At 46.6% G+C, this 11,397-nt stretch carries 7 protein-coding genes, 1 other RNA gene and 1 other annotated feature; of the genes, 7 read left to right on the top strand and 1 reads right to left on the bottom strand.

Annotation, left to right across the window (positions count from 1 at the left end; translation table 11 throughout):
- The first annotated feature begins 393 nt into the window (after window positions 1-393).
- The 7 genes from recJ (at window position 394) to ssrS (ending at window position 9,925) form a co-directional block, all read left to right on the top strand.
- Window positions 394-2,763 (top strand): single-stranded-DNA-specific exonuclease RecJ, encoded by a 2,370-nt coding sequence (gene recJ / locus C6Y45_RS01540; protein WP_107583245.1) that lies wholly within the window; start codon window positions 394-396, stop codon window positions 2,761-2,763.
- A complete protein-coding gene (locus tag C6Y45_RS01535) occupies window positions 2,753-3,265 on the top strand; it encodes an adenine phosphoribosyltransferase (RefSeq protein WP_107583244.1) in 513 nt (170 codons plus the stop codon). Before recJ ends, C6Y45_RS01535 begins: the two co-directional genes overlap by 11 nt.
- A gap of 173 nt (window positions 3,266-3,438) precedes the next feature.
- Window positions 3,439-5,634 carry a RelA/SpoT family protein gene (locus tag C6Y45_RS01530; RefSeq protein WP_245922457.1) on the top strand — a complete coding sequence of 732 codons (2,196 nt, stop codon included), beginning with the start codon at window positions 3,439-3,441 and terminating at the stop codon, window positions 5,632-5,634.
- Between the two features lie 20 nt (window positions 5,635-5,654).
- Window positions 5,655-6,098 carry a D-aminoacyl-tRNA deacylase gene (gene dtd / locus C6Y45_RS01525; protein WP_107583242.1) on the top strand — a complete coding sequence of 148 codons (444 nt, stop codon included), beginning with the start codon at window positions 5,655-5,657 and terminating at the stop codon, window positions 6,096-6,098.
- Window positions 6,099-6,149: 51 nt separating this feature from the next.
- Window positions 6,150-6,377 (top strand) — a binding site (T-box leader).
- A 57-nt stretch (window positions 6,378-6,434) separates the two neighbouring features.
- Entirely contained in the window at window positions 6,435-7,724 is a 1,290-nt protein-coding gene (gene hisS, locus C6Y45_RS01520) for a histidine--tRNA ligase (protein WP_107583241.1), read from the top strand.
- A 1-nt stretch (window position 7,725) separates the two neighbouring features.
- Window positions 7,726-9,510, top strand: a complete 1,785-nt coding sequence (gene aspS / locus C6Y45_RS01515; protein ID WP_107583240.1) for an aspartate--tRNA ligase — start codon at window positions 7,726-7,728, stop codon at window positions 9,508-9,510.
- 233 nt (window positions 9,511-9,743) lie between these two features.
- Window positions 9,744-9,925: non-coding RNA, 6S RNA (gene ssrS, locus C6Y45_RS01510), on the top strand.
- 52 nt (window positions 9,926-9,977) lie between these two features.
- On the opposite strand, the gene C6Y45_RS01505 is transcribed toward ssrS, so the two are convergent.
- Entirely contained in the window at window positions 9,978-11,300 is a 1,323-nt protein-coding gene (locus C6Y45_RS01505) for an AAA family ATPase (protein ID WP_107583239.1), read from the bottom strand.
- Window positions 11,301-11,397: the final 97 nt, after the last annotated feature.

Here is an 11,397-nt window from a genome sequence, read left to right as displayed (position 1 = left end):
GGAAACATGTCGTCGGTCCTGCCAGTGGCCCATCATGGGAATCGACTCCTTTTTCTTTTATCATACGCCGAACCGAGGCAAAATCAAGCAAAAAAAGCCGCCCGCGGGCGACTTTTTCAACAGCCTGGGACGCCCATCATAGTAATGATGGGCGTCTTTCTGTTGAAAAAATAGTTTTTGCTTTCCTTTGGTTTCCTGCCCCCGCTTTCCAGACAGTCCGGGCTACGGCTGATATCTTACGTCCGAAAGGAGCTTTTTAAGATTTTTTGATCCGGCGACTCTGCTCTGCAGCACCTTCTTTCTATCCGGGAAAACTCTTCCACGAAAATAGATACTGCGCACATTGTCACTCCAGTCGGGCTTATGTATAATAAACAGGTCAGGGGTGATAGTATGCTTCATGCAGATGCGGAATGGATCGTTTCTACTGCTGAACAGCAGCAGGTGGAAACGCTTCAGGAAAAAACAGGACTTTCCAGTATTGCTGCGAAATTTTTAGTGCAGCGCTCCATTACTGATATAGAAGAAGTCGATAAATTTTTAAAAGCAGAGGAAAATCAGCTTCACGACCCACTTTTAATGAAAGATATGAAAAAGGCGGCAGACCGGATTCACCGGGCAGTGGAAAACAAGGAAAAAATTCTTGTTTTTGGTGATTACGATGCGGATGGTGTAACGAGTACCTCTCTTTTATATACAACTTTAAGAGAAATGAATGCAGAGGCAGGTTTTTATGTTCCCAACCGGTTTACAGAAGGGTACGGCCCGAATGAGGCGGCTTTCCGTCACGCAGCAGAAGAAGGTGTGACCCTGATTATTACAGTTGACACTGGAATCTCAGCGGTAAATGAAGCAGAAACAGCCAAAGAATTGAATGTCGATCTAATAATTACGGACCACCATGAGCCGCCCCCACAGGTGCCGGACGGATATGCGGTAATCAATCCGAAACAGGCGGACTGCACGTATCCTTTTAAAGAACTGGCAGGGGTCGGGGTTGCCTTTAAGCTCAGCCAGGCGTTGACAGGAAAGCTTCCGGAGGAGTTTTACGACCTTGCTGCTGTAGGAACGATAGCGGACCTGGTTCCTCTGCACGGGGAAAATCGTGTTCTGGCGGTAAAAGGTCTTGCTTCTTTAAAACGGAGCCTGCGTCCAGGTCTTGCTGCGCTTTTGAAAAGGGCAGGAGCAGAGCAGTCGGAAATTACCGAAGAAACAGTTGGATTTTTAATCGGTCCGAGACTGAATGCAGCTGGCCGGCTCGACAGCGCGGACCCTGCAGTGGAACTGCTTTTAAGCAGAGATCCTGAGGAAGCAGAGGACCTCTCTGCAATGATTGATGACCTTAATAAGGAAAGACAGACTATTGTTAAAGAAATTGCTGAGGAAGCAGAAGCGATGGTGGAAGAACAGGGCGTACCTTCCGTAATAGTCGTTGCGAAAGAAGGATGGAATCCCGGAGTAATAGGAATTGTAGCAAGCAGGCTGGTCGAAAAGTTTTACCGTCCGGCTATCGTCCTTTCACTGCAGCCGGAGGAAGGGAAGGCGAAAGGTTCTGCAAGAAGCATTGCAGGGTTCGATATGTTTCAGTCTCTTTCTTCAATGAGAGAACTGCTGCCTCATTTTGGCGGCCATCCTATGGCTGCAGGGCTGACAATGAAAATGGAGGACGTTGAAGAGCTGCAGAGCAGACTGATCAGACTGGCAGACGAAACGATGTCAGAGGACGACTGGAAAAAAAAGCTTCATGTAGATTTATCAGTCGGAATAGAGGAGATTTCTGTCGGTACCATTCAGGACCTGTCACGGATGGCTCCTTTCGGAATTGGCAATCCTGCCCCTAAAGTGCTTCTTCAGGAAACAACGGTGGAACAGGCAAAGTGCATTGGTTCCAGTCAGGATCATCTTAAACTGACACTGACAGATGAAGACCACTCCCACGCACTGGATGCGATTGGGTTCAGAATGGGAAATAAAATGAAACAGCTTTCTCCATTAGCAAAACTTTCCGCGGTAGGCAAGCTCTCCATTAATGAATGGAACGGACGTGTCAAACCGCAGCTTATTGTAGAAGATATGAAAGTGAGTGAATGGCAGCTGTTTGACTACCGCGGTGACCAGCGTTATGGCAAAGAAGAAGCCCCGGGTAGAACGATCATCACGTTTCAGGAAAATACAGATACATCACGTCTGCCACGATCGTGGAACCTTCTTTCTGTCTTAAGCCCTGAAAAAGTGAGTGAAAGCCTTGCGGAAGTTCGCTACGCAGTACTTTACGATCTGCCGGAAACGATCAGTCAGATAGAAACAGTTATGAGGTCCATGAAACACGTGGAACAGGTGGATGCGGTATTTTATGAAAAAGAAGATTATTTCTTCACGGCACTGCCTGAACGTGAGCAGTTCAAATGGTTTTATGCTTTTATGCAAAAACGGAAAACATTTGATTTCAATAAGCACGCTGAAGACCTGGCCCGTCATAAAGGATGGAATAAAAATGCTGTTTCTTTTATATGCCGCGTGTTTTCAGAGCTGGAATTTGTTAAAATAAATGATGGTATTGTGACGCTGGAAGAGAATCCGGAGAAAAAAGATTTGTCAGAGTCTCATACTTATCAGAAACATATACAAAAAAGCCGTATCCAGCAGGAATTATGCTATTCTACGTTCCGATCGCTTAAAAAGCAGCTGGATGCGATGATGAAGGACGGCTCTGCAGAAATGCAGAAAACCGAACCGGTAGGAGGAAACAGAAATGGATTTTAAAAAATACGTAACGGTAGTAGAAAATTTCCCGAAAGAAGGTATTCGTTTTAAGGATATTACGACGCTTATGGAAGACGGGGAAGCCTACAAAAAAGCAATCGACAAAATGGTTCACTTTGCACAGGACAAAGATATTGATATTATCGTCGGTCCGGAAGCGCGGGGCTTTGTTGTCGGCTGTCCCGTCGCTTATGCAATGGGCAAAGGATTTGTGCCTGTCCGCAAAGCAGGGAAACTTCCACGGGAAGTTCTTGAAGTTGACTATGGTCTCGAGTACGGTAAAGACTCACTCAACATTCATAAAGGATCGATCAGACCAGGCCAGCGGGTACTCATCACCGATGATCTTCTTGCTACGGGCGGAACGATCGAAGCGACGATCAAAATGGTCGAAAAAATGGGCGGCATAGTAGCCGGGATTGCGTTCATGATAGAACTCAGTTATCTCGACGGTGCTGATCGTCTGCAGGATTACGATGTCTTTACACTTATGACCTACTAACAGGAAAGCGGCAGGCCTCCAGGGGGGACTTGCCGCTTTTGATTCATTTGTACAGACAAATTACATATTATAAATGTATATACCTATAACTTATGATAAGATGAAACATAATCGAGTATTTTCGACAATAGCTTTCCGCTCTGTCACACAAGCTGCGGTAGAGACTTCTAAAAATGCAAGGTGATCCTATGACTAGTGAACAAGTACTGGAGAAGGCAAGTGAATACTTACCGGAGAAAGACGTGGAGTTTCTGCGCAGAGCTTACGAAATGGCAGAATATGCCCATCGCGAGCAGTACCGTCGTTCCGGAGAACCTTACATCTGGCATCCCGTGCAGGTAGCAGGAATTCTTGTGGATCTCGGGATGGATCCCGATACGGTAGCGGCAGCTTTTCTGCACGATGTCGTGGAAGATACGGATGTCGGTCTTGATGAGCTGGAAACAAAGTTCGGAGAGCAGGTGGCTATGCTCGTTGATGGTGTGACAAAGCTTGGAAAAATCAAGTATAAGTCCAAGGAAGAGCAGCAGGCTGAAAACCACCGGAAAATGTTCGTAGCGATGGCGAAGGACATACGGGTAATTTTAATCAAGCTTGCTGACAGACTTCATAATATGCGGACGCTGAAGCACCTTCCTCCTGAAAAACAGCGGAGAATCTCCAACGAAACTCTGGAAATTTTTGCGCCGCTGGCGCATCGTCTTGGTATTTCCAAAATAAAATGGGAACTGGAAGATACGTCCCTCCGTTATTTGAATCCTCAGCAGTATTATCGTATCGTTAATTTGATGAAGAAAAAACGGGTGGAACGGGAAAGTTATATCGATGAAGTAAAAGATCTGCTGAAAGACCGCCTCGGAAATATGAACGTAGAAGCAGATATTCATGGAAGAGCGAAGCATATTTACAGCATTTACCGTAAAATGGTTCTTCAAAAGAAGCAGTTCAATGAAATATATGATCTTTTTGCCGTGCGGATTGTCGTAAAAAGCATAAAAGACTGCTATGCCGTACTTGGTACAATTCATACGCAGTGGAAGCCGATGCCGGGACGGTTCAAAGACTATATCGCTATGCCAAAGGCAAATATGTATCAGTCCCTCCATACAACGGTAATCGGGCCGAAAGGTGACCCGCTGGAAGTGCAGATCCGTTCGGAGGACATGCATAAAGTAGCTGAGTTCGGGGTAGCAGCCCATTGGGCGTACAAAGAAGGCAAATCTGTTGATGATGCAGAATCCCTCGAAACAAAAATGTCGTGGTTCCGTGAAATTCTGGAGTGGCAGAATAATACGAATGATGCTCAGGAATTTATGGAATCACTTAAAATTGATCTCTTTTCGGATATGGTATTTGTATTTTCTCCAAAAGGGGATGTTATGGAGCTGCCGAAAGGTTCAGTTCCTCTCGATTATGCCTACCGCATTCACACAGAAGTAGGGAACCGGTGTATCGGTGCCAAAGTAAACGGGAAAATGGTGCCCCTCGACCACCAGCTGAAAACAGGGGACATTGTAGAAATTCTCACATCAAAACATTCGTATGGTCCGAGCCAGGACTGGCTGAAAATCACTCAGAGCTCTCATGCGAAAAATAAAATCCGCCAGTGGTTTAAACGGGAAAAACGGGAAGAAAATGTAGAAAAAGGCCGCGACATGGTAGAGAAGGAAATCGAGAAAAAAGGTTTTACGACTAAGCAGGTACTGACAAAAGAAAATATAGAACGCGTCATGGATAAATTCAGTTTTACGACGGAGGAAGACATGTATGCGGCCGTCGGGTATCAGGGAATTACCGCCGCACAGGTTGTTACGAGGCTGACAGATAATCTGCGCCGACAGGAAGAGCAGGTTGAAAAGCAGACACTTGCTGAAGCTGTCGAGGAATTAAAACCTCAGCATAAAAGTTCCTCCAAGACGGACAGTGGTGTGCGCGTTAAAGGAATTGATAACCTGCTTATTCGGCTCTCCCGATGCTGCAACCCTGTCCCGGGGGATGATATTGTCGGCTATATTACAAAAGGCCGGGGTGTTTCCATCCACCGGAGTGACTGCCCGAATGTCCAGCAGGAGGATGTAAAAGCGCGGCTGCTTCCCGTCGAATGGGATACGCGCCCGCAGCAGTCCAAAAACTACGATGTGGATATTGAAATAAGCGGCTATGACAGACGTTCTCTTCTTAACGACGTTCTTCAGGCCGTTGCCGAGACAAAAACTAATATCCAGGCTGTTACCGGCAAAGCGGATAAAAATAAAATGGCAATGATTGATATGACCATTTCCATTCAGAATACTGCCCACCTGCAGCGGGTAGTGGAGAGAATTAAACAAATATCGGACATTTACACAGTTCGACGGGTAATGCATTAATAAATAGAAAGAGGGAAATTATGCGTGTCGTTGTACAGCGTTCCAAACAAGCATCGGTTACTGTAAACAGTGAAATTACAGGGGCGGTTGAGCACGGGTTCGTCCTGCTGGTGGGTGTCACACATGATGATACTGTGCAGGATGCCCATTATACAGCTGATAAAATAGCCGGACTGCGTATTTTTGAAGATGAAAATGATAAAATGAACCTTTCCATCAAAGATACGGAAGGAGGCATTCTTTCCATCTCCCAGTTTACGCTTTACGGGGACTGCCGCAAAGGCAGAAGACCGAATTTTATGGAGGCTGCCCGGCCGGAGCATGCTGAGGAAATATATAATTTGTTCAATAACCGGCTTAAACAGCACCATGACTTACAGGTGGAAACAGGGATGTTCGGTGAAATGATGGATGTATCCTTTACAAATGATGGACCGGTAACTTTAATAGTGGAAAGTAAATAATAAGGCGCTCTTGACAGGAGCCTGAACTATTCGTATTATTAGAAATTATGAATAAAGCCGTAGAAGGAGAACAGTAGTAAAGCTTCCCCGACTTCAGAGAGAAATGCCGCAGGCTGGAAGCATTTTGTCGGTCCTTTATGAAAGAACACTCCAGAGGCGTCCTTTTGAACATTCAGATCAGTAGAAAGAGACCGCGCGTCAGGCGTTACATGACAAAAGTGGAAGCTTGTATGCTTCAACTAGGGTGGTACCACGGGTTTATTTCCTCTCGTCCCTGACATTGTCAGCGGCGGGAGTTTTTTTATGGAGAAATTTAGGAGAGCAGGTGAAAGTATCATGTCATTCAGTATACCGCGGGGAACCCAGGATATCCTTCCTGGAGAATCAGAAAAATGGCAGATTATCGAAGCAAAAGCCCACGATCTCTGCCGAAGATACAACTACAGGGAAATACGAACGCCGATATTTGAGCAGACGGCATTATTCGCACGGGGAGTCGGAGACACGACCGATATCGTCCAGAAGGAAATGTATGAATTTAAGGACCGCGGAGGCCGCAGTCTGACTCTTCGTCCTGAAGGAACAGCGCCGGTAGTACGTTCCTACGTGGAACAGAAAATGCACGGCTGGGTAAATCAGCCGGTTAAACTTTATTACACCGGACCTATGTTCCGCTATGAGCGGCCGCAGTCCGGGCGGATGAGACAGTTCGTCCAGTTTGGAGTCGAAGCTCTCGGCAGTGCAGATCCCGCTGTAGATGCAGAAGTGATCGCCCTTGCGATGGAGTTTTACAAAGAGCTGGGGCTTCATAACCTTAAACTGATTATAAACAGCCTCGGGGATAAAGAAAGCCGGGAGTCGCACCGCAGCGCTTTAGTGAATCACTTTGAACCGAGAATTGATGAATTCTGCAGCGACTGCCAGGCACGCCTCGACAAAAATCCGCTGCGTATTCTGGACTGCAAGGTGGACCGTGATCATGAGCTGATGACGAATGCACCTTCCATTCTTGACTACTTGAATGAAGAGTCCCGGGAATATTTCAAAAACGTACAGACTTTTCTTGAGGAAATGGAGATTGACTACGAAATTGATGCACGTCTCGTCCGGGGACTGGACTACTATAATAATACCGCTTTTGAGATTATGATCGACGGGGAAGGATTTGGAGCGATCACTACCCTTGCAGGCGGCGGCAGATACAATGGACTTGTTGAAGATATTGGCGGTCCGGAGACGCCCGGCATCGGCTTTGCTTTAAGTATAGAAAGGCTTCTGATGGCGCTGGAAGTTCAGGGAGTTGACCTGATGCAGGAGCATGATGACCTGGACGTGTATATCGCAGCGCTCGGAGAAAAAGCACGTAATAAAGTGCCGGCACTGCTTCATCAGCTCCGGGCTGCAGGCTTTTCCGCAGATGCGGACTATATGGATAAAAAAATGAAAGGCCAGATGAAAGCGGCTAACCGCCAGCAGGCAAAATATGTGCTTATTCTTGGAGACGATGAACTTGCGGAGAACAAAATAAACGTAAAAAATATGGAAGATGGTACCCAGAGCCTGGAACCGCTTGAAAACGTAAAGGAAAAATTAATGACCGGCGTAACAGAAAAGGGGGAAAAGTAAGATGAAAAAACGTACTCATACGTGTGGAGAATTATCCGAACAGCAGACAGGCGAACGTGTTGTTCTGCAGGGCTGGGTAAAGAGGCGGCGTGATCTGGGACAGGTAATATTTATCGACCTGCGGGACAGAGAAGGTCAGGTGCAGATCGTATTCAACGGTGAAGTTCAGCCCGAAGCGCTTAAAACAGCTGAAAATGTCAGAAGCGAATTTGTACTGGAAGTGGAAGGGGAAGTTCTGAAGAGGGATGAGGAAAATGTAAACGAAAAAATTTCTACAGGACAGATCGAAGTACTGATAGACAAAGTTGAGGTTCTCAACGCCTCCAAAGGGCTTCCGTTTATGATCGAAGACGAAACAGAGCTCAGTGAAGACGTCCGACTCAGGTACAGATATCTGGATCTGCGGCGACCGAATATGCATGAAACTATGAAGCTCAGAAGCCGTACGACAAAACTGATCAGGGATTTTCTGGACGAAGAGCAGTTTATGGAAATAGAAACTCCGATGCTGACAAAAAGTACACCGGAAGGAGCGCGGGACTATCTTGTACCTTCAAGGGTCCATCACGGGGAGTTTTATGCCCTTCCACAGTCCCCACAGCTTTTTAAACAGCTGTTAATGGTTTCCGGGTTCGAGCGCTACTTCCAGATCGCCCGCTGCTTCCGTGATGAAGACCTTCGTGCCGACCGTCAGCCGGAGTTCACACAGGTCGACATTGAAGCATCCTTTATGGGTAAAGAGGAGCTTCTGGAAATGATGGAAAAAATGATGGCCGGGCTCGTCAAAAAGCTTCGGGGAGTGGAAGTTTCCGCTCCATTTAAACGGCTGACGTACGATGAAGCTATGAACCGGTACGGTTCCGACAAGCCGGATACCCGTTTTGGAATGGAGCTTGTGGATGTTTCTGAGCAGGTGAAAAACAGTGATTTTAAAGTGTTTGCTTCCGCAGTTTCAGGGGGCGGAAGCGTGAAAGGAATCTGCGTCAAGGGCATCGCCGGGAGCTATTCCCGAAAAGACCTCGACAGTCTCGGAAGCTTTGCTGAGATTTACGGAGCCAAAGGTCTGGCATGGCTAAAAGTTGAGTCCAAAACGGAAGTGAAAGGGCCAGTAGCCAAATTCTTCGATGAGGCTGCCCAGGCTGAATTGATAGAGTCATTTCAGGCGGAAGCGGGGGACGTACTGTTCTTCGCAGCGGATAAAATAAAAGTTGTATGGGATGTTCTCGGTGCACTGCGGACAAAATTCGCAAGAGATCTGAATCTTATCGAGCCGAATACGTTTGATTTTCTCTGGGTTACAGAGTTTCCTCTTCTTTCCTACGATGAGGAGGAAGGACGATACGCTGCGGAGCACCATCCGTTCACACGTCCAGTGAAGGAAGATGAAAATAAACTTGTATCAAACCCGGAAGAGGTACGCGCAGAAGCATACGATCTAGTGCTGAACGGCTATGAACTCGGCGGGGGATCTCAGAGGATATTTGAAAGAAAGCTTCAGGAGCAGATGTTCCAGGCGCTTGGATTTTCGGAGGAGGAAGCCAAGAAGCAGTTCGGCTTCCTTCTGGATGCATTTGAGTACGGAACACCACCCCACGGAGGAATTGCTCTTGGGCTCGACCGCTTAGTAATGATTCTTGCGGACCGCCATAATCTGCGCGATACAATTGCTTTTCCTAAAACAGCAAGTGCGAGCTGTCTTCTTACGAACGCTCCAAGCGGAGTGGAGAAAGAAAAGCTGGATGAGCTGCAGCTGCAGATAAAGCCGAAGAAAGAGAAAAAAGAGTAAAGAACATACTGAAGAATCCTTCGTTTGAAATTACCGGCTGTTGATGACGAGCTTCTAAAGGACGCAGGGTATGTTTTCAAAGAAAAGCCGGATACCGGCAGATTTAATCGTCTGCCGGTATCTTATACTTGTTTATGGAAGCGCTTACTGTATTCAGAATTTTTCATCATTAACACTTGCATCATTCCATCTTATGGATTATAGTATAACTATAGACATCGTTATCCAATATAAGAGTCCTGAGATGCTCGTGCATACTACCGAGTTTGAGCCAACATTTTCACGTCGGGAGCCTGAAGGTTCCGTATGGAAAAGCACGCCTTGGAAGAGAAGGAAGTTTGTACAGACGGACAGGGCACCCACCTGCCACCGCAGGTTCAAAGCGAGTCTAAGGGACGGCATGCCCGGGACTCTTATACTTAACGATATTAAGAACTGACCGGAGCAGAAGCCCGGTCAGTTTTTTATTATTTGTTTTTCTTTCTGCGCTCGTTAAAGTAGTCGAGACGCTTCTGCACTGTTTTTTCATAACCATTCACTGAAGGACTGTAAAAATGTTTGTTTTTCAAATGATCCGGCAGGTACTGCTGAACCACGTAATGATGTTCGTAATGGTGGGGATAGAGATAGCCGCTTCCATGCCCGAGCTTTTCTGCTCCTTTATAATGAGCGTCTCTCAGATGAAGAGGAACTTCTCCGGTCTTTTCTTTTTTTACGGTATTTAAAGCGGCATCGATACCAGTAATGACTGTATTGCTTTTCGGCGCAGTAGCTAGATAAAGCGCTGCTTCTGCAAGAGGGATTCTCGCTTCCGGCATACCGATGAATTCAACGGCGTGATAGGCAGCTTCGGCGATTAATAAAGCATTTGGATCTGCGAGCCCGACATCTTCTGCGGCATGTACATAAAGTCTTCTTGCAATAAAGCGGGCATCTTCACCGGCGTAAATCATTTTTGCCAGCCAGTACAGAGTCGCATCCGGATCAGAACCACGGATGCTTTTTATAAAGGCTGAAACCGTATCGTAATGGTTATCCCCATCTTTATCGTATTGAATCATACGCTTCTGAATAGACTGTTCTGCAGTGGCAGTATCTATTACAATGCGGTCGTTATCATCCGGGTCGGTTGTCAGAACGGCAAGCTCGACTGCGTTTAAGGCAGTCCTTGCATCTCCCTGGGCTACATCAATAATATGATTCACTGCTTCTTCGTGAAAATCAATATCGTATTCCCCGAAACCTCTTTCTTTGTCGTGCAGTGCCTCCCGGATAACTTCTTTCATATTTTCATCCGAAAGTCGGGTAAGTGTAAACAGCCTCGACCGGGAAAGGAGAGCTGCATTCACTTCAAACATAGGGTTTTCAGTCGTTGCACCGATCAGGATGACAGTTCCATCCTCCACATGCGGAAGGAGGGCGTCCTGCTGATTTTTATTGAAACGATGAATTTCATCGATAAACAGGACAGTTTTCTGCCCTTCAATACCGAGGCGGTCTTTCGCTTTTACAGTGATGTCTTTCACATCTTTTACTCCGGCAGTAACAGCATTCAGCTGTTCAAAATAGGCAGCGGAAGATTCAGCTATAACGCGGGCGAGTGTCGTTTTTCCAGTTCCCGGAGGGCCATGGAATATCATGGCTGAAAGCCGGTCTGCTTCAACTGCTCTGCGGAGCAGTGTTCCGGGACCGATAATATCTTCCTGGCCATGAATCTCATCGATGGTACGGGGGCGCATCCGGGAGGCAAGGGGTCTGCCGGTGACTGGTTTATAGTTAAAAAGATCCATTTGTTATCTTCCTCCTGCTTTTTGCTTTCATAGGCGGGCTTATTGCAATTTTAGCGGAAGGCCGTTAAAATGCAAAGGGTTATAACCAGTCTGCAGG

It is taken from the genome of Alkalicoccus saliphilus (assembly GCF_003044065.1).
GTDB lineage: Bacteria > Bacillota > Bacilli > Bacillales > Salisediminibacteriaceae > Alkalicoccus > Alkalicoccus saliphilus.
This window is presented reverse-complemented; position numbering and strand designations above follow the sequence as displayed.

Excerpts from the sequence above, each read along its gene's own strand:
- C6Y45_RS01505 (WP_107583239.1), bottom strand. The coding sequence starts at position 11,300 with ATGGATCTTTTTAACTATAAACCAGTCACCGGCAGACCCCTTGCCTCC.
- dtd (WP_107583242.1), top strand. The coding sequence starts at position 5,655 with ATGCGTGTCGTTGTACAGCGTTCCAAACAAGCATCGGTTACTGTAAAC.
- recJ (WP_107583245.1), top strand. The coding sequence starts at position 394 with ATGCTTCATGCAGATGCGGAATGGATCGTTTCTACTGCTGAACAGCAG.
- C6Y45_RS01530 (WP_245922457.1), top strand. The coding sequence starts at position 3,439 with ATGCAAGGTGATCCTATGACTAGTGAACAAGTACTGGAGAAGGCAAGT.
- aspS (WP_107583240.1), top strand. The coding sequence starts at position 7,726 with ATGAAAAAACGTACTCATACGTGTGGAGAATTATCCGAACAGCAGACA.
- hisS (WP_107583241.1), top strand. The coding sequence starts at position 6,435 with ATGTCATTCAGTATACCGCGGGGAACCCAGGATATCCTTCCTGGAGAA.
- C6Y45_RS01535 (WP_107583244.1), top strand. The coding sequence starts at position 2,753 with ATGGATTTTAAAAAATACGTAACGGTAGTAGAAAATTTCCCGAAAGAA.